Source organism: Actinomyces oris, assembly GCF_001553935.1.
Lineage (GTDB): Bacteria > Actinomycetota > Actinomycetes > Actinomycetales > Actinomycetaceae > Actinomyces > Actinomyces oris_A.
Map to the genome: position 1 here is coordinate 744,424 of NZ_CP014232.1, position 23,251 is coordinate 767,674.

A 23,251-nucleotide genomic window follows, 5' to 3' on the forward strand; every position below is an offset into this window, starting at 1 on the left:
GGCGTGAGCCGATTCTTGGGAAACCCGGATCGCAGCCGAGTACCCTCAGGTCATTCCGGGGAACGGAGTCCCTGGACGGCGAGGTGTCAGGAGGCCCCGTGGGAGTCAATCAGTCCTCTGCGACGACGGCGACCGACACAGGAGCCGGCACAGCGGTCGCCCCCGTCTCCGGTGCTGAGGCAACCGCGGAGCTCAACACGGTGACGATTCGCCGGCTCGGGGCAGTTTATGTTCCACCCACCACCGGTGGGCCGGCGCCGTCGCGCTCCGCCTCACCGCAAGAGGCAGAGCCCGCGCCTCAGCGGGACACCGACGCGGGCGTCGCCGCGGCCCTGACCACGCTGCGCGCCCTGGGCTACCGGCTCTCCGCCCCGGCCCGGGAGGCCCTCATCCACCCCGAGCAGGCCTGGGCGCTGGTCAATGCCGCCGCACGTCTCAGTTCTGGTTCCGCGTCCGCCGAGTACCGGCCCTTCTACCCCGACTTCCCTATCCAGGTGCGCACCGCCTCGGAGGCCACGCTGCTGGTCAATGCCGCCCTGCACTACCTGGGCGACGTCGTCGGGGTCCGGATCCTGCCGGACTACCGGCCCAGCCCCCGCGAGCCCCTGCCGGGAGACGACGGCGCCCTCACCGAGCTGGGCCTGGCCACGACGCAGGACCTGGAGCGGATCGTGGCCCACCTCGCCGCCCAGGCGACTCCCTTCAGCGCCCAGGATCGCGCGGACCTGATGGCCCTGCGCGACTTCGGCCCCGAGGCGGCGCCACGCGTGGCGGTCAAGGAGAACCTCGCCGTCCTCACCGTCACCTTCCCCGACCTGGACTTCTCCGCCTCCTACCGCACCGTCACCGACGTGCTGCGCCTGGCGGTCGCCCTAGCGGGCGGTGACGTCTCCCTGGCCGAGCCGTGCCGGTTCCCCTCCTTCTCCCGTGCGCAGCGGCGCCGTCTGCTGGGTCTGCTTGACGCCGTCGGGCAGGTCCAGGACAGCCGGGACAGCGCCGAGGAGATGGCTCGGCGCTGCGAGCGGTGGAAGCGGCTGGTCCGCCACCTGCGCCCCGGCGACTACGCGCGCCGCTTCCCGCGCGCCGTCGCGCTCCTGCACCAGGTCGCCTCCGGGGAGGCCGAAGCGGGTTTCACCTCCCGCCTGGAGGAGGCCCTGGCGCGCCGCGACGTCGATGGCGCTCTTCATCTGCTGTCCGCCCGCCCGGGGGTCTTCGCCCGCCGACTCAACCACCTGCTGCGGCTGTGCGCCGACGACGCCGCCCGCGAGCGCGTGGTCGCCGAGTTCGCCCGGGTCGCGCCCGAGGTCTCCGTGCCGGTCCTGGTGCGCCTGTGGGAGTACTTCTCCTCCCCCGGGCCAGATGCCCTGCCGTGGCGGGTCGTCGCCATCAAGGCGGCCACGGGCGCCAAGACGACGCTCATCCCCTCCACCCGCCGCCCCGGCCCCGCCGACGCGGCGGTGGTTCGCGCCGTCGAGGAGGCCTTGCGCCGGCGGGCGCACTTGGGGCGGATCGCCGTCGACCAGGGGCTGTACGAGGGCTACACGGCTCCGGTGGGACTGCGATCGGCCTCACCGGGTATGCGCACGGCGGGGCGCGGCACCCGACTGCCGCTGCCCGAGGGCGAGACGATCCGCTTCTTCCTGCACTGGCGCGACCTGCCCGAGAACCCAGCCGAGGCCTCGGGGCCTGCCAGACCTGCTGCCGCCGAGGACAGGGGTACCCGGGTGGATCTGGACCTGTCGGCCTTCTTCGTCTCCGAGGACTTCACGCGCAGCGAGCAGATCGCCTACTACAACCTGCGCTCGACGGCGGCCGTGCACTCCGGCGACCTCACCTCGGCGCCCGATGGGGCGGCCGAGTTCATCGACGTCACCCTGGCCGAGGCGCTGCGGCAGGGGTGGCGCTACGTCGTCATGACGGTCCACTCCTTCTCCCACCACCAGCTCAGTGAGGTGCCCGAGTGCTGGGCGGGGGCGATGGCCCGCGGCGCGGACCCGCAGAGCGGGGAGGTCTTCGAGGCCTCCACCGTCATGCAGCGCCTCGACCTGGTCTCCCCCACGTTCAACGCGACGCCCTTCGTCATCGACCTCGCCGAGCGCCGCCTCATCTGGTGGGACCTGCCCGTGGGGGTGGGCGAGCACCAGGTGGCGAACCTGGATCGCAGCAGCAACCGGGTCCTGGCGCACCTGCTCGACCTGCTGGAGGGGCGGCGCATGCCGCTGGCGCACCTGCTGGGGCTCCTGGCCGACGACGTCGTCAAGGACCCCGATGAGGCCCAGGTGGTCTTCGGCGAGGGCGGGATCCTGCCGTGGCAGACCGAGCGGATCCTGGCGCTGCTGGGCCCCGCAGAGGCCGCGGTGGAGGAGCTCTCCGACGTGAACGGGGGCGCCGAGAGCCAGCAGGCGGAGTAACGTGGGCCGGGTCCGGCCATGAGGGTGCTTCCTTCTGCCTTCACATTTCTCTCAGCGCCGTCGCTTCCCGGACACAGTCGGGCGGGACCACCAGTGGCCCCGCCCGACTAGTGCGTGAGGATCAGAAGGTGGTGAGCAGGAAGCGCGCACCGTGCGGGTCTGGTCGTCCCGGTCGCGACACCGAAGGCTGGCCATCACATTTGAACCACACTAGAATCTGCATCACCTGATGATGATTCTGGTGCAGGAGGTACCGTGCGAACCACCGTGACACTCAGTGATGACCTCATTGCCAACGCGCAAGAGCTCACAGGCATCACTGAGCGCACCGAGCTGCTGCGGGCCGGCCTGGAGACCCTGGTCAGAGTGGAGAGCGCACGTCGCCTTGCGGCTCTCGGCGGCTCTGATCGGACGGCAAGCGCCGCTCCACGACGTCGGAGCGCCAGCCAGTGATCCTTGTCGACACCTCGGTATGGATCGATCACTTCCACCACTCGGACCCAGTACTCGTCAGCCTGCTGCACGAGGACGAGATCGGATCCCATCCACTCGTGGCGGAGGAGCTGGCGATGGGGTCACTCAGGGCCAGGGACGACGTCCTCAGGCACTTAGCGCACCTCCACCGGTTCCCGGTCCTCTCACATGACGAACTACTGGTCCTAGTCGCAGCGCATGCACTGTGGGGCCAAGGACTCAGCCCAGTTGATGCGCACCTGCTCGGCTCCGTCACGCTGGTCCCTGGCGCCCGCCTGTGGACACGCGACAAGCGATTGCTCCGCGCTGCCGAAGAGCGCGGAGTCTCCTTCACCGAAGGAACCGCCGGCTGAGGCCCCGAAACAGGCCGCGTCACCGAATATCTGACTTGCTACGCTACAACGGCAGTTCAAGCACCCCCAGAAGACGGTCCGATGTCAGCTCCCCAGAATCAGCCCCCGTACCAGCCGCCGTACCAGCCCCAGTATCAGGCCGTTCCTCCTTACGGGCAGCAGCGCTCCCGCCAGAACCACGTCGGAAAACTGGTCGTGGCGATCATTCTGTTCGTCATCGGCCCATTGATGGGACTGGCCATCTGGGGCATCGGGTCGGTCATCACCGTCGCCAGCATCGCCACCAGTGGTGACGTCGTCACCAACGGACAGCAGGTCACCCTGAGCAGCAATGACGAACGCGCTCTGTACGTATCGAACGCCGCCGCCGCCAACAACTGCACGGTCGTTGGCCCTGACGGCAAGGAGGTCCCCACCTCCCTCAACGGCGGGATGACCATCTCCAACAACGACGGCGACTTCAACTCGGTTCTCACCTTCAAAGCCGACAAGTCGGGAGACTACCGGGTCTCATGCGAGGGACTGGATGACACCGACGCGATCCTCGTGGGCCCCACCATCACGTTCGGCAAGTTCGCGGTGCCCCTCGTCGCCGGCCTGGCCGCAGGGGCGATCTGCTGGATCCTTGCCACCATCCTGCTGATCTGGCGCCACCGGGCCCTGGCCGCACAGAATCAAGCGGGCTGACCCCGATGAGGAACCGCTAAGCCAATCCCGCGTTCGAGGGTCTCGCGCTCCTCCTGCATGCCCTCATTCGCGAGGGGAACGTAACGGCCGGTCTCCCGGGTGGCGCCGTGGGCGACCCCCCAGAGCCAGATCGCCTCACACCTGGCGACCAGCTGCTCCTGCCGGCTCCGAAAGCTCCCCCACGTGACACCGGCGCCATCCAGGGCCAGGTGCTTCCCCTTGCCGTAGACGACGAAGATCCGGTCCCCGGCGACGAACAGCCCGGAGCGGGACTCCGGCCAGACGCACGAGCGTCTTCCCACGCGAATGCCCTGCTCGTCCACGACGACCCGCTGGAAGCACTCGTAGATCTTGTAGAGCGGATACGCCATGGTCACCGGCCCGAGCAGAAGGAAGAGCACCGCGAAAGCCATATCCGATCCGCTGATCGGCTTGGTCTCGAAGAACAGCTGCTGACCACCGATCACCAGGAACAGCACCCCCATACCGATGAGGAAGAGCCCACCGTTGCACAGGTGCTCCTTGACTCTGCGCCAGAGCGGAGTGCAGAACACCAGACGACTGCGCTGCAGCATCTTCTCCGCCCCGTGCCGGCCACGAGCCGCCACGAGATGAGGGTCCTCACTGACAGCGACCTCCTCCGAGACACTCCACCCCCGCGCGTAGATGTAGTACTGCAGGTCCCCCACAGCCGCAGAGGCGCGGTCCTCAGAGCTTCCCCACGTCATCCCGATGACGCACCCGGGAAGCCGGATGGCATCGTCGTCGTCGCCGTTCTCGATCGTGATCCGGGTCCGCTCAATGAATCCGCCGTACGACGACGGCCCGTCATTCAGGTTGAGCGTCGACAGCGAAAACCTCGAGGCCACCGACTCCCAAGGTCGACGCTCGGTGAACAGCAGGCGGCGCATGGCGATGCCGTCCTGGCTCAGCACCGTCCGACGCCGCAGGGTATTGATCGCCCAGACCACCGGAATGCCGATTATGCTCACCACGATCATGGCGTCATTGGCTTCATACTCGGTGATGTAGGGGCTCATCAGCAGCAGAGCCTTGCGGACCATGCCGGGCGCTCCCACCACGAGCACCAGGAGAGCACAGCAGCGGATCATTGCCGAGCGCCGCAGGAGCAGGCGCCCATCAGACGTCTCCGTGGCCCACCACCGCATCGACTTCCCCAGCGTCTCATCGAACAGGTTCCCCCGACCGCCACCGCGGCCATTGTCCCGCCACTCCATGCTCCGCCCTTTCCACGCCGCTGCAGGTCACCGGCACGTTGGGAAAGCGATCCACGCTCCCCCCCATCGGCCCTTCGTCACTGTAGTAGCGGACGCGGCACCGATTCGCGTTCTCCGATGGGCACCGTTCACCATCCCGCCTGCGACGTCGCCTCACGCGGACACACCATAGGGATCGAGCACTGTCCCCCGGCGCTCATGTGCTGTCTCATGACTTCTGAGAGTTTCAGACGTCATAACATCTCAAGACACCGGTGGGGCGGGTCTGCCGGGTGGGAGAGCTGCTACTTCGGTCCGTCAGAGGGGACCGGCCCGGTCTCTGTGGTGGCTTCCGGCATCGTCTGGACGAACTGCACGAGGGCGGGGTGCTACTGGACGAGGGTGGGGTGCACTTCGGGTAGGTGGGGCCTTCGTGCAGTACGCACACCCCTTGGCCAGAAGATCCCGACCCTCGTGGAACAGGCCAACTCGAGGCGAGACTCAAACCGGGACCGGCGTCGAGTCATAGCCTCCCGGCCCTCCGCACAGACGGCGGGCAGGAGTCGGTGGGGCGGACCTGTGATGGGGGCGCCGGACCGTGCCGCAAGAACCCCGGACTCACTCCCGCGAGGTCCGGTGTCCACAGCGCTGACATTAACGGGCCCGACGTCGGTGCGCCCAGCGGGGATCGTTGAAATCCTGCGGTTCCTTCCCGGTGTGTGGCGTCGGTACGCCTTTAATGTCAGCACCATGGACACCAGCGACCTGCCAGGACCCGCCAGGCCTCTAACCTTCGGCGCATCGTCGCCGACAGGACAGTCAACATGCCCCGGCGCTCAGCTCTCGAGCCTGAGGGTGCGTCCTCGACGCCGACACGGCGCGCAACGGCCATCGCGCCGGCGACGACGGCGCAACAGCAACAACGAGCGGGGGCTCCGACCGGCGAACCGGTCGGAGCCCCCGTCTCAGTCCTCCTCAGGGAAGGACCTCAGTGGCGATCAGGCCTTCTTGGCCTCGTCAATGCGCGCACGGAACTTCGCGAGCTGCTCCTTGATGGCCTCGGGCAGCTTGTCACCGAACTGCTTGTAGTACTCCTCGGTGTCGTCCATCTCGGCGGCCCAGGCCTCGGGGTCGATGTCGTACATCTTGGCCCACTCCTCCTCGCCCAGGTCGAGGCCCTCAAGGTTGAAGTCCTCGAACTTGGGGTAGCGGCCGGTGACGCCGTCGATGGCCTCGACCTCGCCGGAGGCGCGGCGCACGATCCAGTCGAGCACACGGGAGTTGTCGCCGTAGCCGGGCCAGATGAACTTGCCGTTCTCGTCCTTGCGGAACCAGTTGACCTGGTAGACCTTGGGGAACTTGTCGCCCAGCTTCTCCTGCATCTCCAGCCAGTGCGACCAGTAGTCGGCCATGTGGTAGCCGCAGAAGGGCAGCATGGCCATGGGGTCGTGGCGCAGGGAGCCGACCTTGGCGTCCAGGGCGGCGGCGGTGACCTCAGAGGCCACGGCGGAGCCGATGAACACGCCGTGGGCGTTCTCGTACTGCTCGGCGACCAGCGGCACGTTGGTGGCGCGGCGACCGCCGAAGAGGATGGCGTCGATGGCCACGCCCTCGGGGGCCTCCCAGTCGGGGCAGATAATCGGGCACTGCGAGGCCGGGGTGGTGAAGCGGCTGTTGGGGTGAGCGGCCTTCTTGCCCTCGGCGGCGTCGGCCGGGGTGAAGTCGTTGCCCTGCCAGTCGATGAGGTGCTCCGGCATCGGGGCGTCGATGCCCTCCCACCACACGTCACCGTCGTCGGTCAGGGCGACGTTGGTGAAGATGGTGTTGGCCTTCATGGTGTCCATGGCCATCGGGTTGGTGTCGTAGGAGGTGCCGGGGGCGACGCCGAAGAAGCCGGCCTCGGGGTTGATGGCGCGCAGGCGGCCGTCGGGGCCGGGGCGCATCCAGGCGATGTCGTCACCGACGGTCTCGACCTTGTAGCCCGGGATGGTGGGCTGGAGCATGGCGAGGTTGGTCTTGCCGCAGGCGCTCGGGAAGGCGGCGGTGACGTGGTACTGCTTGCCGCTCTTCTCGTCGGTCAGGCGCAGGATGAGCATGTGCTCGGCCATCCAGCCGTCGCGGCGGGCCATGGTCGAGGCGATGCGCAGCGCGTAGCACTTCTTGCCCAGCAGGGCGTTGCCGCCGTAGCCGGAGCCGAAGGACCAGATCTCGTTGGTCTCCGGGAAGTGGGTGATGTACTTCTCATCGTTACAGGGCCAGGTGGTGTCCTTCTCGTGCTCGGCCAGCGGGGCGCCGACGGAGTGGACGGCCGGGACCCAGGGGCGGCCCTCGTTGATGAGGTCCATGGCAGCCGCACCCATGCGGGTCATGATCCGCATGTTGACCACGACGTAGGGGGAGTCGGTCAGCTCGATGCCGAGCTGGGAGATGGGGCCGCCCAGCGGACCCATGGAGAAGGGGATCACGTAGAGGGTCCGGCCGCGCATGGCGCCATCGAACTTCTCGTTGAGGATCTTCTTCATCTCGGCCGGGTCGTACCAGTTGTTGGTCGGGCCGGCGTCCTCCTCCTTCTCGGAGCAGATGAAGGTCCTGGACTCCACACGGGCGACGTCGCTGGGCAGGGAGCGCGCGAGGAAGGAGTTGGGGCGCTTGTCGGGGTTGAGGCGCGTGAACACGCCGGACTCCACCATCTCGGTGGTGAGGCGGTCCCACTCCTCCTGTGAACCGTCCGCGAAGTAGACGTTCTCGGGCTTGGCCAGCTCGGCGATGCGCGTGACGAATTCGATGACATCCTCAGGGGCGTTAGCCGGCGCGGCGGCGCGGACGTCCTTCTCAGACACAGTCATGCGAGTCCCTTCCTTGGGTATGTTGATCCGGTGAGCGCGCCGTTGCCGACTCGCTCGGTCGAGAGCAATCCTCCCCCACCGGGCGCCCCAGGTCACATCGCCGAAGGTCCCAACTGGGCCTCTCTCCCCGGCCGGACTGACATGTGATCGGCCACATTCGGGAGGATGGCGGCTTTTTCCGCCTTTGAAACGGCGTCGTTCCGCCCTCAGTGAAGGTCCAGTGCGAGCGTGTAGCGTGCCCGCATGTCCGTCGCGCCGTCCTCCGCGTCCCGTTCTACGAGCTTCTTGTCGCGCACTCTGTCCCGCCCGCCGGCACTCCGGGCGCTTCGACCGGCCGTCGTGGCGACCGCCGCCTGCCTGGCACTGTCGGCCTGCACCGCTCACATGGACATGACCATCCGCTCCCAGGGCAGCTACGACGTCGCCCTGGAGATGCGCGATACCAGCGGAACCGTCTTCCCGAAGGGAAAGGCCCCCGACTGCTCGACCTACTCCGACCCCACCGCCCTGGGCGTGCCTGCCGGCACCACCGTCAAGGCCACCCCGATCACCGGCGACGACGGAATCGGCTGCCAGGTCACCATCAGCGGCGTCAAGGTCCCCCAGGCCTCGCAGGCCGATGCGAACACGATCGTCGTGCGCGACGGCGAGGTCTACAAGGTGACGATCCAGCCCTTCCCCTCCGACCCCTCCCAGGACGCCAACGGGGCCGCAGGTGCGCAGGGCAGCGCATCTCAGGCCCCTGCCGCGCCGTCGGGAGGCCCGGGCGGGGCCCAGCCGACCAGCACGTCCTTCAAGGGCGTCGTCGACACCAAGGTCTCCGTCACCTTTCCCGGCGCGGTGACACAGTCCGGCGGGGGGAAGGTCTCGGGCACCACGGTCACCTGGGACGATCCGGACACGGTGGCCAAGGGCGTGAGCGCCTCGGGCTACGCCCAGGACTCGCGGGGCGTATCGTGGTGGAGTCGTTCCCGTGTCTGGCTGACCGCGGGGCTGGCCCTACTCGGCGGAGCCCTGGCTGCGGCCATCCTCCGACGGCGCAGCAGAGGTCACGCACCCCGCAAGGCAGCGCAGGGGCGGCACTGAGCACTCCGACTGTCCCACGTAGACACGGCACCGAATTAGACTCGACGCATGAATCATGACTCCCGCACCGTCAGGCGACGCGTGGTCGCGGCGGTACTGACCGGCCTCGCACTGCTGCTGTCCGGATGCGGGGCTCACTACGACTTCGTCATCCACGACAACGAGACCGCCGACCTGACCTACGTCATGTGGGACTCATCGGGGCTGTCACTCATCAGTAGGGAGAGCTGCACCCAGGACAAGCTCGAGAAGTCCACCCCTCTGCCCAAGGAAGTCAAGGCGGTCTACACCTTCACGTCCCACAACGGGCAGCCGGCATGCCAGGTCACAGCCAAGTCGGTTCCGCTCAATAACTTGCAGACCGACATCTGGACGATCAAGCACCAGGACGGGAAGTACGTCTTCGACCTGTCCCCCGAGGCGCTGAGCAAGCTCGGTAAGGACGACTCCCTCCCCTCCTCCCCGGGCGCCTCGGCAGGGATGAAGATCTCGATAGCCGTGACCTTTCCCGAAGAGGTGACGAAGTCCAACGGGAGGAATGCCGACAACAAAGTCACCTGGGATAACGTGCTGGAGAGCTCTGAGGATCTCCATGCCGAGGGCGGGGACGGCCAGTTCCATCTGCAGTGGTGGATGATCGCGACGGGCGGCGCCGTCGTCCTCCTCATCATTGCCGGGGTCGTGGTGTACCTCCTGAGGACCCGCCGCGCCCGGCAGCTGGCTCCGGCACTGCCGTACGGCGAGGCCCTTCAGGGGGCCGCAGCGACCAGCACCATGCCCCCGGAGGTCTACGTCGGTGACCCGTATCAGTCTCCCCCCGGTCCCCTGCAGCCGGTGCCGGGCTCGACCTACCCCTATCCCGTCACCAACCTTCGCGACGGCTACGCCCCCTACCCCGACCCGGGCCAGGACACCAGCGCCTTCGCGCCACCTCAGGTCTCTGGAAGCGCAGGCGTCTTCAGCACCTACGGTGCCCAGCAGGGGACGTACCAGTCGCCCGGACCGGGCTACACCCAGATGCCCTACCAGGAAGGGCACAGTCAGGCCGACTTCCGGCCGCCGCAGGAGCGCACCGGCGGCGGAGGTCAGAACGGGCAGTACTATCCGCCGTATCAGGGTGAGTAGTACTGCCGTTCGAACAGCCGCCGGGGAACCGAGGCAACGACTAGGGTGGCGCCATGAGCTGTGCCGTTGTTATCAGGAGAGTCCACGCCGTACTGGCTGCGTTGGCCGTTCTCGCTTTTATCGCCGCTATGGCCGTGGCCTCCCCTCCTGCTCACGCGGTGCCGCTCCTTGGAGAGGAAAATAAGCTCATCATCACCATCGACATGAAAGTCACCGTCAAGAGCGATGACACCTTTGAGGCGTCCTTCGTCATCACCGATCAGACGAACTACAGCCTGATTCCTCCCATCACTAAGAACAGCTGCACGCTGGACTACTTCCTCGTGGAACCGAACATCTTTTCCCACGCTGAGACGACATTCGTTGACGGGAAGGACAAACGAGTCTGCACCATCACGACGAAGGGGAAGATTTCTGAGACCAACGGGACGATCAGGCACGAGAACGACGAGTACGCCATCGACACCAGCAGCATGGACAGACGCAAGACGCCGTCCCCGGAGCTGCAGCTGTTCTATGCCGCCACGTTCCCCGGAGAGGTGACCCAGAGCCAAGGCGGAAAGGTCGAGGGGGAGGAGAAGAACACCGTCTCCTTCACGGACTTCAAGGGCCGGATCGTCAAGGGCAAGGACCGTCCCGCCTCGGAAACGACGACCAGCAAGGTGTTGCCGTGGATCATCGAAGGCGTCGGCTCGCTCGTGGTCATCGGGCTCATCGCGATGGCGGTCGTTGTGCGACGTCGTCAGCGAAGCGGGCAGGGCGCTCCGGGTGCCGCCATGCAGGCCGTCCCCGTCCCGGGTCCTGAACCGCAGTCATCCCACCTCGGTCAGCCGGTTCCTCAGCAGTACCCCGGGCAATCAGTTGCACCTCAACCGAACCAGCAGCACCCGGGACAGCTGTCACCGCTCTACTCCCCCTCCAGCACCGCCAACGGCTCCTACCCGCCCTCCCCCACGCAGGCGCCCCAGCAGCACGGCGCCTGGCCGCCCCAGCAGCACGGCGCCTGGCCGCCGCCGCAGCAGTTCCAGTAACAGACCCGCCGGGGAACGATACCCATGACGATCCGGTTACAACCTGGCATCTGAACCGCTACTGTGTGGGCATGACACCTGCCATCGCCCACCGCATCCCTAGGCCCCTGTCCGTCTTGACGGCTCTTGCGGCGCTCGCCCTGTCCGCACCCCTCGCACTGATCGGTGCCCCGGGACACGCCGCCCCCGCTGAGGACGAGAACTCCGTCGGCATTGAAGGCTCGTTCGACATCGTGATCAACTCCGATGAGACGTACACCGCCAAGTTCGTGATGACCACCCGCACCGAGTTCCAGCTGAAGAAGTCGTGCACTGAAGAAGCCTTCAAAACTCCTGGCACCAAGGATGTCAAGAACGTGAAGGTGAACTATAAAGAGGACGGCGACACCGCCACCTGCACCGCAGAGGGAAGTCAGAAGATCGCCGACGCCAAGGGACTGGTGAGCCACAAGGATGGCGAGTACACCGTCGAGACCCCTGATTTCGGAACTGACGCCGCTGGTGATGATGTCAAGTTCTCTCAGTCGGTAACTTTCCCCGGCAAGGTCACCAAGGCCGACGGCGGCGAGGTCAAGGGCAATAAGGTCTCCTTCGCCGACGGCTCGTCTCACACGGTGACGGGCAAGGACGGATCCACCCCCATGTGGGTCTGGATCCTCACCGGAGTCGTCGCCCTCGCGGTGATCGGCGCAGCGGCCACGTTCTTCATTCTCCGCAGCAAGAAGAACAAGCCCCAGACGCCCTACGGAACCCCCGCCCAGGGATATGACCCGAGCCAGGCCTTCCCGGCTCAGCCCGGACAGCAGGCAGGTTACGGTGCCCCCCAGGCTCAGCCCGGCTACGGCACGCCCGGCGAGCAGGCGGGCTACGGTGCCCCCAGGCTCAGCCCGGCTACGGCACGCCCGGCGAGCAGGCGGGCTACGGAACCCCCCAGACACAGCCCGGCCAGCAGCCCGGCTACGGAGCTCCCGGCCAAGGCACCTACTGACCCATTACTCCTCCCGTTGTTGTGGCCCTCAGATCTGACGATCCCGGGGCCACAACACCTTTCTTCGCGTCATCATTCCCCATGCGGAGAGCCCATCAACACCGACCACCTAGGGTGAGACTATGGCCGCCACCACCCCTCGATACCGCCCCCTGGGGGCGCTCGTCCTTCTATCGCTTCTCTTGACTCTGACGCTCCTGACCCCTCCAAGTCACGCCGTCACCTCCGCTGCGCGCGACGATTCAGAGTCCTCGTTGTCCGTACGGGTCGTCATCAACCAGGACGACACCTACGACATGACCGTCATCGGACAACTCAAGAGCAAGTCCTCCTCCGACAAACGGGGAATGAAGGAGAATTGCAACCCTTCTGACGCCGGAGGGCCGTTTGAAGACCTGAAAGCCTCGTACTCCGAGCGCAACGGCCTTCCCACCTGTACCCTCACCGGCAAGTCGATCGGCCTCTCCGAGGTTGACGGATTCATCAAGCACAAGGACGACGAGTACACCCTCGACACTCAGAAGGGACAATTTCCCTCCTCTTCCGCATACGGCATTGACTACAAGTTCTCCGTGACATTCCCTGGCGAGGTCACAGATGCAGACGGCGGCAAGGTCAGCGGGAACACGGTGACCTTCACCAAGCCTGGTAGGTATCGCGTCAGCGGCAAGGACGCTCCCGCCTTTCCCTGGATGTGGGTGATCGTGGGGGTCGTGCTGGTCGGAGCAATCGGCGCCGGTCTCTTCTGGTTCCTCAACCGCAAGAAGAAGGCACAGCAGCAGGCCTATGCGGTCGCCACCGCGGGGTATGCACCACAGCAGCCCTACGCCCCTGGGCAGATACCGGCTCCCGGCGCCGTACCTCCGCCTCCCTCCGGCTTCGGCGCCCAGGGCTACAACCAATTCGGACAGAGCAGCGCGATGCCTCCGGGGGCTGTACCGCCTCCTTCCAGCTATCCGCCGGCTCCCCCCTCCTCCACCTGGGGCTGAGCTCCGACAGCGACCCCGACGCTCTTCACCACGCCTAGCGACGACGTTCTGCGCCGCTCTCCAGTCACCTCACCCTCACCATTCGAAGGCCGTACATGCGCTACCTCACTCTGAGGCACACCCCAGTCACGAGTCTGATCGGGACGCTCAGTCTCGCTGCCTCGCTGTTCCTGGCGGTGGTGGCAGCCCCCGCCGGCGCCACGCCCCCTGCACAGCTCTCGAGCCAGGAGAAAGTCAACTTTGAGATCGCCATCAAGTCCGACGAAGAGCTGACGACCACTATCACGATCACGTCACCGGCCTCCAGAGAAAAGAACCTGAAGGAGGACTGCGTCCAAGAGACGTTCTCACAGGCCACTACCCCACCCGACATTACTTTCACCAACGACAACGGGACTCCGACCTGCAAGGCCACGTTCACGACACCCATATCCAGGAACAACTACGTGAGTCACGATGGAGACGAGTACGTCGTCGACACCCACGATGACTCCGCACCTAAGGATGGCAGCGCCGACACATTCTCTCTCACAGTCATCTTCCCCGGTAAAGTGACGGAATCCGGAGGGGGAAAGATCGAGGGAGATCAACAGAACGAGGTATCGTTCTCCACCTTCTACGGTCACAAGGCCCGCGGCAAGGACACCGCCCAGGCGGCATCTCAGCCCAGCTCGACACCTTCGCCCAGCTCGACACCCGCATCCAGCTCGGCATCCTCATCCAGTTCGACGCCCACCCCCAGCTCGACGTCCTCGTCTCAGTCGTCGGATGCGACGACAAGCATGATCGTGATACTCATTGTGATCGCTGTTGCCGGAGCAGTGATCGCCCTTGTCAGCAACACACTCAAGAAGAACCGGGAGCAGAAGTACCTGGATGCGCTGGGGCAGCAGTCGCTTCAGGCAAGCACTCTTGTGCCCACTTCCCATCCGGCCGCCTTCCCCTCTCACGCACCGGCAGGTCCGCCCCCCACCCAGCCCGGCTATTCGCCTGTTCCCCAGCAGTACCAGCCCCCGTACCCGCAGGGACCGACCTCCGCACCGCATCTTCCACCGAACCACAACGGTTACGGCGGCTACTGAGGCTGAGAACCGGGTAGGTATCACGCCAGTCACATACTGCCCCGCCGACCAAGGAGACCACCTTGAACGGCCCTGCACAGACTCGCCCCGGTTGTCGCGACGAGCACTGAGCTCCCCGGCCACCTCTGGAGCTGGAGAATCCATGGTCTCGCATGAGCACAGCCTGTCCGTCGGCTTCACTTCCTGCGCATGCGGGATCCCTCCCAGACCTGGACACCCGGCCTGAGTGCACCGGGACAGCTTCCCACCCTCACAGCTGGATGACAGTCCTGGTCACCGCAACGGCGCCACTGAGGCCGGCCCCGTCAGTCCCTGTACACGCGCCAGCCCCTGCTCAGTCGCGAGCTCGGCGCACAGCTCAGGATGATGCGAGTAGAACGCCACCACCCGCTGCAACTGCACACTGGTCAGAGGAAGAGTGTCCATCTCGGCCCGGATGCGACCGACCCGATCGTTCTCAATGACGAGGTTCCCACTGGCGCTGCGGCCCACGAGCCGCGGGCGGTCAGCCCACCAGAACAGCGACTCGCGGCTCGTCCCCACGGCGAAACGGATGCGCTCCGGGTCAAGAACGATCTCCGTGCGTCGCCCGGGCAGCGGCTTCAAGAACCCCATGAAAAAGGAGGCGATAAGGAAGACCATGGCGAGAAGGAAAGGCACCACCACGGCTCCCCGATCACTGCGGTCACTGACTGCCAGGAGCCCGACGGCCAGCAGGCCCCCGAGCGCCATGAGCGCCGCCTCCACGTGAACCGCCACCTGGACGAACCACGTGTTCCGCAGGCAGATTCCCTCACTGCTCCACGTCCAGCGCCGAGGGGCCACCGTTCGAGACCTGCGTGCTGCGGCGAGCGCAACGGCGTGAATGAGGAGCACCAGGCTGAGGACCATCCCCAGAAGGAAGCCCGCGGTCTGTCTCCCGCTCGTCGCATACGTGAATCCGATCAGGACGACGACGGCCCAGATCAGGAAACTCCATGGTGCTCGCCGAGCGCGTCGGTCAGCTTCCTCGCACGTGCTCGGCTGGGAGGACTTTTCTCCCTGGTCCTCCTCCCTTGCGCCACGCTCCGCGTCTGCTGGGACGTGCGGCGGCACCGCCTCGAGCGAGGCATGCCCGACACCCTCCCCTGCGGGAGCAGACGGAGTCGGGGAACCGTACGGGACTGCGGGGAGGGGCTCGGCCGATCCAGGCACCGATGCCTGGGCACCCGAAGAGCCGTAGGACTCCACACCCTGGGGCGGCTGTCCACCTTGGGGGCCGCCGTACTGGATACCCTCATACGGAGAACCCGAACCCGGTGCCGCCCCATACGCCGACGTCGGAGACGCTGGTGCGCCCACTTCCGGCGTCGAAGCCTGCACGGGGACGCCGGAGGCAGCCCCCTCACCCTCCTGCACGGGAGGGGTCATGAGTGCGCGCACCCGCTGCAGCCCTTGGCCAGTGCTGAGCTCGCCTCGCAGCTCGGCGTGAATCGAGTAGAGCTCGAGCACGGACTGAAGCTGAACGTGCCCAATGGGCACCACGAAAATGGGGAAGTTCACCGGCCCTCCCGCACCACCGGTGATCACGGCGTGCGGTCGCATGCGATGAGTCATGCTTGCCGCAAGATTCGGCCGCGCCGCCCAGGGGATGCGGACTCGTGTGTGCCCACCCGCCCAGATCCATACCGCCTCCGGCGTCAGGACGATCTCCGGTGCCCCTCTGCCACCGGTAGGAATAGTGACACAGCCCACCAGCCAGCCGAGCAGCACGACGACGGCCAAGGCGATTGTCCACACGCCGTTGGGAGAGGCCGCGGCGGAGAAGAGCTGCATCCCCACAGCGGTCAGCGCCCCTATAGACGCCACCGCTCCAGGCAGATACTCCTGCAGGCCACTGGGGCGTGAGGGCCCGAACTGGACACATCCGGGCCCTTGGCTCCAGTAGTCGGCGGATTGCTCGATCCGGCGGCTCAGGGCTGTCCTGCCCGCCCCGTACAGGGCCAGGCTCAGGCTGCCCACCACCAGCATGACGCCCAGTGGCTTCTCAGGGCCACGCAGGCACAGGATGCCACCGACGAGGACGAGCGCGCCGAGTACCTTGACCAGGCACCCCTGGGCGGCTCGCCCACGGTCGGCACGCTCTCGGAAGGTCTCTACACCACTTCCTGCGTGCGGTGCCGTCGAGTAGCCGCTATCACTCACGTCCCGGCCTCACGTCACCCGATGAGCGAGTGACGGGAGATCGTGGCCTCGCGCCCCGGCCCGACGCCGATGGCGGAGATGCGGCAGCGGGCCAGTTCCTCAATGCGCAGCACGTAGTCCTGGGCCGCCTGGGGCAGGTCGGCGAAGCTGCGGACCTCGCTGATGTCCTCGCTCCAGCCGGGCAGCTCCTCGTAGACGGGTGCGGCATGGTGGAAGTCGGACTGGGTCAGCGGCATCTCCTGGGTGACGGTGCCGTCGATGTCGTAGGCGACGCACACGGGGATGGTCTCGTGCCCGGTGAGGACGTCGAGCTTGGTCATCACCAGGTCGGTCAGCCCGTTGACGCGTGCCGCATAGCGGGTGACGACGGCGTCGTGCCAGCCGCAACGCCGCGGCCTGCCAGTGGTGACCCCATACTCGCCGCCCTCGGTGCGAAGACGCTCCCCCATGTCATCAAGCAGCTCGGTGGGGAAGGGCCCCTCCCCCACGCGGGTGGTGTAGGCCTTGACGACACCGACGACCGAGTCGATCCGGGTGGGCCCCACGCCGGTGCCGGTGCAGGCGCCGCCGGCGGTGGGGTTGGAGGAGGTGACGAAGGGGTAGGTGCCGTGGTCGATGTCGAGCATCGTGGCCTGGCCGGCCTCGAACAGGACGGTCTTGCCCTGATCGAGGGCGTGGTTGAGCACCAGGGAGCAGTCGACGACCATGGGCCGGACCCGGTCGGCGTAGGACAGCAGCTCGTCGGCAACGGCGTCGGCATCGATGGCGGCCCGGTTGAAGACCTTGAGGAAGAGGCTGTTCTTCTGGTCCAGGGCGGAGTGCACCTTCTGACGCAGGATCGACTCGTCGAAGAGGTCCTGGACGCGGATGCCCACGCGGTTCATCTTGTCCGCGTACGTCGGTCCGATCCCACGGCCGGTGGTGCCCAGCTGACGCGCACCCAGGAAGCGCTCGGTGGTGCGGTCCAGAACCCGGTTGTAGGAGGGGATGATGTGGGCGTTGGCGCTGATGAGGAGGCTGGAGGCGTCCTTGCCGCGGGAGGTGATCTCAGCGATCTCGTTGAAGAGGACCTCCAGGTCGACGACGACGCCGTTGCCGATGATGGGCGTGACCCCGGGGGTGAGCACACCGGCCGGCAGGAGGTGGAAGGCGAACTTCTCGCCGTCGATGACGACAGTGTGTCCGGCGTTGTTGCCGCCGTTGAACTTCACGACGTAGTCGACGTCCTGACCGAGCTGGTCAGTCGCCTTGCCCTTTCCCTCGTCTCCCCACTGGGTCCCGACGACGACAACGGCTGGCATGGCTGCTCCCTGGCTTCAGTGACGGCATGCCGGTGGACACACCGTCCTCTAGCCTACCGGAGCCGGGTGGAGAGGTCCCCATCGGTGACCCCGGACCAACCGCATGAGGAGGCGATACGGTGGGGTCATGCCTCATGTCACTGTCCGCCGCAGCTCCACACAGCGCTCTGCGCTGGCGAGCCTCGTCGCCCTGACCGTATTCGCCGCCCTGGCCCTGATCGGTACCCCGGCGTCCTCCCTGCCCACGACTGATGACGACATCGACTTCAGCATTTCCAGCGACATCGTCATCAAGGAGGACGACACGCTCTCCGTGAAGCTCACGATGACGGATAGCGGCTCCATTCCGGTGCTCAGAAAGAGCACATGCAACAAGGACTCATCCAAACCGAGTGGCTCGTCCTTCGACGACTTCAAGGTGAAGTTCGCGGAGAAGGACGGCACCCGCACCTGCACGATGGAGGGGACCGGCCCCATCTCCGAATCCTCAGAGAACATCAAGCACGAGGGCGACGAGTACATCGTTCAGACGCTGAACTTCGACAGCATCGACGACGACAGCTCCGCCGACATCTCCCAGTCCGTCACCTTCCCGGGCAAGGTCACCCAGGCCGACGGCGGCACGGTCGAGGGCACGAAGGTCTCCTTCAAGGACAACGACAAGCATGAGGTCAAGGGGAAGGACAAGCCCGCCAAGAGCGCAGCGGCCGGCAGTTCGAAGGACGGTGCCGGAGAGGATGGCAGCGGTTCCATTCCCGTGTGGGTCTGGAACCTGATCGGTTCGCTTGCTGTAGCCATCGTGGGTGGCGTTGTGGGCATGCTCGTCATCATGCAGAGGAGGAAGAAGCAGCCCCAGCTCGCTGCCTACGCGGCCGCCGCTCAGGTCTACGACCCCAACCAGGCGCTCCTCGGCCAGCCGATGCAGCAGCCCTACCAGCCCGGTTATGCCGACCCGGCCACTCAGCCCTATCAGCAGGGTCAACAGCCGTACCAGCCCGGCTATGCCGAGCCCTACCAGCAGGGTCAGCCCTACCAGCCCGGTTACGCGGACCCGGCCACCCAGCCCTACCAACAGGCCCAGCCCTACCAGCCCGGCTACGCCGCCCCGGCCACCCAGCCCTATCAGCAGGGTCAGTCCTACCAGCCGCCCTACAACCACCAGCCGGGCCAGCCCGGCCAGCGGTTCTGACAAGCTCCCCCAGAACGCATGGCCCCGGAATCACTCGATTCCGGGGCCATGACGCTGCGTGCTGACGCCGCACTCACCGAGAGCGTGCTCGCATCATTCAGACTCCGACGTCGAAGCACCGCGGAGCGCCACCATGGTGGAGCGCTGTAGGAGAGCGATGAGGTAGGCCTGGAAAGCCGGCCCGAGAAGAACCATGAACCAGGCGACCGCGGCCCGCGAGGCCGGCAGGCCCCAGAAGACGCTCGCCGGCGCCGCCACGATCACCAGAGCAATCACCGTGGATCCCAGACGCCCCACCGCGAGACGAAGCGCGTTGGACAGGTGCCGGCGGACCGGGGCGTCGAAGAAGGCGACCAGTGGCAGCATCCAGGCGAGGATCGCGGCCAGGAGCACTCCCCCGGCCAGCACCAGCCCGGACAGCGCACCGCTCGCTCCGCCGTTCCACTCCCCCACCGAGGAGTCGGACAGGAGCAGGTACTCCCAGGAGCTCAGCACCACCAGGACGAGCACCGGAAGCCACCAGGCCAGGGACTGGCGCAGGTTGAGACGGAAGGAGCGCCACCAGGTGCTCATGACCGCCGGCTCGTCGTCGGCCGCCATCTCACCGGCCACGCGGGCGCAGGCAGTCAGGGAGGCTCCCGCCGTCACCACCGGCAAGCAGCCGGCCAGAGTGAGAACGTTGAGGATGACAACGTCCGCCGCTGCGGACCAGGCCCGGTAGGCCGGGCTGTCGGGGCCGGGGAACAGCGCCACGAGAGCTCCTTCATGCGGACTCGGAAAGTAACAGGTGGACATGATACGGGCGGCTCCCAAGGCCGGCAGTGGGTCCTTGAGAACCGCCCGTGTCAGAACAGGGGTGAGGGGATCAGCCCTTGACCGCCCCCGCGGCCACACCCTCGATGATGTGCTTCTGACCGAAGAGGTAGAAGGCGACGATCGGGACGATGGCGAAGACGAGCATGGCCATCTGGGCGCCCATGTCTCGGTTGCCGTTGGAGCCGACAAGGGACTGGATGACGATCGGGACCGTCTTGTAGCGCTCGTCCTGGCCGATGACGAGGTTGGGCAGGAGGAAGTCGTTCCACACCCACATGGCGTTGAGGATCGCCACCGTGACCGCTGTCGGCTTGAGCAGCGGCATGACCACCTTGAAGTAGGTCTGCAGCGGGGAGCAGCCGTCCATGTAGGCGGCCTCCTCGATCTCCATGGGGATCGACTTGATGAAGCCGGCGAACAGGAACACCGACAGCCCCCCACCGAAACCGAGGTAGAGGACGATCATGCCCCAGGGCGTGGCCAGGCCGAGCAGGTCAGCCACCTTGACGGTGGGGAACATGACCATCTGGAAGGGAGCGATCATGGAGAAGGCGAAGGCGTAGTAGATCATGGAGGTCCACCACGTCTTGATGCGGGTGATGTAGTAGGCGGTCATTGCCGTGAGGAACACGATGACGGCGACGGAGCCCACGGTGATGAACAGCGACCAGCCCATGGCGCTGGCGAAGCCCGACAGGGCCAGGCCGGTGGCGTAGTTGTCCAGGCCGGCGAAGGTCTTCGCCGTCGGCAGGGCGAAGGGGCTGTCGGAGATGTAGAACTTGCCCTTGAAGGAGTTGATGACGATGAAGGCCAGCGGAATGACCCACACGAAGGCCAGGACGGCCAGCAGCCCCACGAGCGTCTTCTGCCCCGTCGTCTGCGGAGCGACCTTCTGACCGGCAGGGGCGGCGGAAGCGGGGGACTGAGTCTTGACGGCGGTGCTCACGCGTCGACCTCCTTGGAACGAGTGGCGCTCAGCTGGATGAGCGCGATGGCGGCGACGATGAGGAAGAAGATGACGGCCTCGGCCTGGGCGACGCCCTCCTGGCCGATCTTCTTGTACATGGTGTTGACGATGCTGAGCGCGGCCATCTGAGTCTGCTTAGCAGGCGCACCGTTGGTCAGGGCGAGGTTCTGGTCGTACATCTTGAAGGTGTTGGCCAGAGTGAGGAACAAGCAGATGGTGATCGAGGGCATGATCATCGGCAGCGTCACGTTGCGCAGCGTCTGCCACCTACCGGCGCCGTCGATCTGCGAGGCCTCGATGAGCTCGGGCGGCACGTTCTGCAGACCGGCGATGTAGATGACCATCATGTAGCCCATGAGCTGCCAGTTGACGAGCATGACCAGTCCGGCCAGCCCCAGTCGCCAGTCGTTGACGATCGTCTGGCCCCAGCGCTGAAGAATCGCGTTGAGCATCACCTGCCAGGTGTATCCCAGGACGATGCCGCCGATGAGGTTGGGCATGAAGAACACGGCACGGAAGAAGTTGGTGCCGCGCAGCTTGCGGGTCAGGAAGTAGGCCAGGGCGAAGGCCCCCAGGTTCACCGTGATGATCGAGATGATCGAGACAACGGCAGTGAAAACGAGCGCCTGCGGGAAGTCGCTGCGCTCCCCCAGTGCCCTGGCGTAGTTGTCAGTGCCCACGAACCGCGCATTGGTGAGGGTGCTGAACTTGGTGAAGGAGAGATAGAGCCCCATGAAGAAGGGGACGATGAACGCGATCATGAAGGCCAACAGGGTTGGCCCTGCAAAAACTGGGAAGAACTTTTTCAGTGCCTTGGTCATATCTGCCTCGAGGTGCGACCGGCACCCGCCGGAGTGGCCGGGTACCAGAGAGCTCCCACCGGGGCGGCAGCGCGCGAGACGAACGGCTCGAACGTGCCGCCCCGGCGGGAGAGGGGATGGGGAGATGAGTCGCCGTCGCAAGACCCGCTGGAGCAGTGCCCTCAGCGGTGGGCTCGAGCGACTCCTGGATGTCAGCCCTCCTTGGAGGCCTTCTTCTCGGAGGCCCAGGTGGTCACGAAGAAGTCCTTGACCTTCGCCCAGTCCTCGCTGCCGGAGGCGTACTGCGCCAGGTGCTGGCCGAGCTGGTCCTTGAAGTCCTGGCTCGGGAAGGTCGGGAAGACCCACTTGACGGGTGTGAGGTCCTTGTTGTTGATGGCCGCGGAGACCTCCTTGCCCAGCGGGTCAGAGGGGGCCAGCTCGGCGTATGCCTTGTAGGGCGCGATGATGCTGAGCTTCTCGGCGGCCATCTTGGAGCCCTCGGCGTCGGTGAACAGCCAGGTGAGGAAGTCCTTGGTGGCCTTCTGGTCGCCCTCGGCGGCCTGGGAGTTGATCGTCAGGTAGTTCTCGGTGCCGATGGCGATGTTGGACTTGTCCTCGCCGGAGACGCCGACGTAGATCGGCATGAAGTGGACGTCCTCGGCCTTGACCGTGTTGCCCGAGACCTCGGAGATCTGCGACCAGCCCCAGTTGCCGTTCTGAACCATGGCGGCCTTGCCCAGGGCGAAGTCGGCCATGGAGTCGGTGACCGTCTTGGCGCTGGCCTCGGTGGGCTTGATCGTGGAGTTGTTGAGGTAGAGGTCGAAGATCTTCTTGTAGTTCTCCGAGTAGGTCAGCTTGACCTCGTCAAGGTCGTCGACCTTGGCGTCGCGGTACTCGTAGTAGACGGGGTAGTTGGCCAGGTGGGTCTGCCAGCGCCAGTCCTCACCGGGGGACAGCGAGGTCGCGGCGAAGACGCCCTCGATACCGAGGTCGGCCTTCTTGGACTGCATGTCCTCGACGACCTCCTTGAGCTTGTCGAAGCCCTTGATCTCCTCGACGGAGGTGGCCTTGGCGCCCTCCATGCCGAAGTACTTCTTGAGGATGGCGGCGTTGTAGATGATGCCGTAGCCCTCGATGGCCAGCGGGACGCCCACGACCTTGCCCTCGTCGCCCTTGAGGGCCATGGACTCATCCGTCAGCTGCTTGGTGAAGTCGGCGTCGGACAGGTCGGAGGCGTAGTCCTTCCAGTTGCCGTAGCCCACGGGGCCGTTGAGGTTGAACAGCGTGGGCGGGTTGGACTTGGCGACCTCGGACTTCAGGGTCTGCTCGTAGGTGCCCGAAGCAGCGGTGACGACCTTGACGTTCACACCGGTCTTCTTGGTGTAGGCGGCCGCGATGTCCTTGAAGGCCTGCTCCGACTCGGGCTTGAAGTTGAGGAAGTAGACGCCTCCGGCGCCGTCGGAACCGGACGAGCCCTTCGAGCAGGCCGCCAGGGTCGCGGCGACGGCGATCGCAGCAGTTCCACCGAGCATGGAGCGGCGGGAGATGAGTCGCATTGGGGTCCTCCTTTGGACGCATGGGACAGGCGCGGACAGAGGCGTCCGCGAGGTGCGACTGCCGTATCACCGGCGGCGGGCCCGTCGGCTTCACGGCGACGACCCATCATGGCACATTTCCGCCCACATTGCTGCAAGGTTTGCAATCA

19 protein-coding genes are annotated in these 23,251 nt (G+C 66.1%); 11 read left to right on the forward strand and 8 right to left on the reverse strand.

Annotated elements, in window-relative coordinates; all coding sequences use genetic code 11:
• Nucleotides 1-98: 98 nt before the first annotated feature.
• The 4 genes from AXE84_RS03185 (at nucleotide 99) to AXE84_RS03200 (ending at nucleotide 3,925) form a co-directional block, all read left to right on the forward strand.
• Nucleotides 99-2,411: a TerD family protein gene (locus tag AXE84_RS03185; RefSeq protein ID WP_060956812.1), complete on the forward strand. Its 2,313-nt coding sequence runs from the start codon at nucleotides 99-101 to the stop codon at nucleotides 2,409-2,411.
• A 255-nt stretch (nucleotides 2,412-2,666) separates the two neighbouring features.
• Complete coding sequence (locus AXE84_RS03190; protein WP_003787711.1) at nucleotides 2,667-2,864, forward strand: type II toxin-antitoxin system VapB family antitoxin; 198 nt, start codon at nucleotides 2,667-2,669, stop codon at nucleotides 2,862-2,864.
• The gene (locus AXE84_RS03195) at nucleotides 2,861-3,238 is read left to right on the forward strand and encodes a type II toxin-antitoxin system VapC family toxin (RefSeq protein ID WP_060956813.1); all 378 of its coding nucleotides are present in this window, start codon (nucleotides 2,861-2,863) and stop codon (nucleotides 3,236-3,238) included. The genes AXE84_RS03190 and AXE84_RS03195 overlap by 4 nt, the downstream gene beginning before the upstream one ends.
• An 81-nt stretch (nucleotides 3,239-3,319) precedes the next feature.
• Entirely contained in the window at nucleotides 3,320-3,925 is a 606-nt protein-coding gene (locus AXE84_RS03200) for a hypothetical protein (protein WP_060956814.1), read from the forward strand.
• Here AXE84_RS03200 and AXE84_RS03205 read toward each other — a convergent pair.
• Nucleotides 3,913-5,163, reverse strand: coding sequence for a hypothetical protein (locus tag AXE84_RS03205; protein WP_060956815.1), 1,251 nt, complete (start codon nucleotides 5,161-5,163; stop codon nucleotides 3,913-3,915). The two genes, AXE84_RS03200 and AXE84_RS03205, sit on opposite strands and share 13 nt — an antisense overlap.
• Nucleotides 5,164-6,140: 977 nt before the next feature.
• Nucleotides 6,141-7,988 (reverse strand): phosphoenolpyruvate carboxykinase (GTP), encoded by a 1,848-nt coding sequence (locus AXE84_RS03210; protein WP_060956816.1) that lies wholly within the window; start codon nucleotides 7,986-7,988, stop codon nucleotides 6,141-6,143.
• Nucleotides 7,989-8,327: 339 nt separating this feature from the next.
• On the opposite strand from AXE84_RS03210, the gene AXE84_RS03215 reads away from it, so the two are divergent.
• The 6 genes from AXE84_RS03215 (at nucleotide 8,328) to AXE84_RS03240 (ending at nucleotide 14,289) form a co-directional block, all read left to right on the forward strand.
• On the forward strand, nucleotides 8,328-9,074 hold the full coding sequence (locus tag AXE84_RS03215; protein WP_236750118.1) for an LppM family (lipo)protein: 747 nt from the start codon (nucleotides 8,328-8,330) through the stop codon (nucleotides 9,072-9,074).
• A gap of 48 nt (nucleotides 9,075-9,122) precedes the next feature.
• Nucleotides 9,123-10,199 carry an LppM family (lipo)protein gene (locus AXE84_RS03220; protein ID WP_060956818.1) on the forward strand — a complete coding sequence of 359 codons (1,077 nt, stop codon included), beginning with the start codon at nucleotides 9,123-9,125 and terminating at the stop codon, nucleotides 10,197-10,199.
• Nucleotides 10,200-10,252: 53 nt separating this feature from the next.
• On the forward strand, nucleotides 10,253-11,230 hold the full coding sequence (locus AXE84_RS03225) for a hypothetical protein (RefSeq protein WP_060956819.1): 978 nt from the start codon (nucleotides 10,253-10,255) through the stop codon (nucleotides 11,228-11,230).
• Nucleotides 11,231-11,301: 71 nt separating this feature from the next.
• The gene (locus tag AXE84_RS03230; RefSeq protein ID WP_208854571.1) at nucleotides 11,302-12,336 is read left to right on the forward strand and encodes a hypothetical protein; all 1,035 of its coding nucleotides are present in this window, start codon (nucleotides 11,302-11,304) and stop codon (nucleotides 12,334-12,336) included.
• A 4-nt stretch (nucleotides 12,337-12,340) separates the two neighbouring features.
• Nucleotides 12,341-13,207, forward strand: coding sequence for an LppM family (lipo)protein (locus AXE84_RS03235; RefSeq protein ID WP_060956820.1), 867 nt, complete (start codon nucleotides 12,341-12,343; stop codon nucleotides 13,205-13,207).
• Nucleotides 13,208-13,302: 95 nt separating this feature from the next.
• The gene (locus tag AXE84_RS03240; protein ID WP_060956821.1) at nucleotides 13,303-14,289 is read left to right on the forward strand and encodes a hypothetical protein; all 987 of its coding nucleotides are present in this window, start codon (nucleotides 13,303-13,305) and stop codon (nucleotides 14,287-14,289) included.
• Between the two features lie 273 nt (nucleotides 14,290-14,562).
• On the opposite strand, the gene AXE84_RS03245 is transcribed toward AXE84_RS03240, so the two are convergent.
• Both AXE84_RS03245 and AXE84_RS03250 read right to left on the reverse strand, forming a co-directional pair.
• The gene (locus tag AXE84_RS03245; protein ID WP_236750119.1) at nucleotides 14,563-16,473 is read right to left on the reverse strand and encodes a hypothetical protein; all 1,911 of its coding nucleotides are present in this window, start codon (nucleotides 16,471-16,473) and stop codon (nucleotides 14,563-14,565) included.
• A gap of 14 nt (nucleotides 16,474-16,487) precedes the next feature.
• Nucleotides 16,488-17,774 carry an adenylosuccinate synthase gene (locus AXE84_RS03250; RefSeq protein WP_060956823.1) on the reverse strand — a complete coding sequence of 429 codons (1,287 nt, stop codon included), beginning with the start codon at nucleotides 17,772-17,774 and terminating at the stop codon, nucleotides 16,488-16,490.
• A gap of 127 nt (nucleotides 17,775-17,901) precedes the next feature.
• Between AXE84_RS03250 and AXE84_RS03255 the strand changes: the two genes are divergently transcribed.
• Nucleotides 17,902-18,963: an LppM family (lipo)protein gene (locus tag AXE84_RS03255; protein WP_060956824.1), complete on the forward strand. Its 1,062-nt coding sequence runs from the start codon at nucleotides 17,902-17,904 to the stop codon at nucleotides 18,961-18,963.
• A 93-nt stretch (nucleotides 18,964-19,056) separates the two neighbouring features.
• Here the strand turns inward: AXE84_RS03255 and AXE84_RS03260 are convergent, their stop codons facing one another.
• The 4 genes from AXE84_RS03260 to AXE84_RS03275 all read right to left on the reverse strand — a co-directional run bounded on the left by AXE84_RS03260 (nucleotide 19,057) and on the right by AXE84_RS03275 (nucleotide 23,102).
• Nucleotides 19,057-19,716 (reverse strand): DUF624 domain-containing protein, encoded by a 660-nt coding sequence (locus AXE84_RS03260; protein ID WP_060956825.1) that lies wholly within the window; start codon nucleotides 19,714-19,716, stop codon nucleotides 19,057-19,059.
• Between the two features lie 112 nt (nucleotides 19,717-19,828).
• On the reverse strand, nucleotides 19,829-20,725 hold the full coding sequence (locus tag AXE84_RS03265) for a carbohydrate ABC transporter permease (RefSeq protein ID WP_060956826.1): 897 nt from the start codon (nucleotides 20,723-20,725) through the stop codon (nucleotides 19,829-19,831).
• A complete protein-coding gene (locus AXE84_RS03270; protein ID WP_060956827.1) occupies nucleotides 20,722-21,567 on the reverse strand; it encodes a carbohydrate ABC transporter permease in 846 nt (281 codons plus the stop codon). The genes AXE84_RS03265 and AXE84_RS03270 overlap by 4 nt, the downstream gene beginning before the upstream one ends.
• Nucleotides 21,568-21,758: 191 nt before the next feature.
• Nucleotides 21,759-23,102, reverse strand: coding sequence for an ABC transporter substrate-binding protein (locus AXE84_RS03275; protein WP_060956828.1), 1,344 nt, complete (start codon nucleotides 23,100-23,102; stop codon nucleotides 21,759-21,761).
• Between the last annotated feature and the right edge of the window lie 149 nt (nucleotides 23,103-23,251).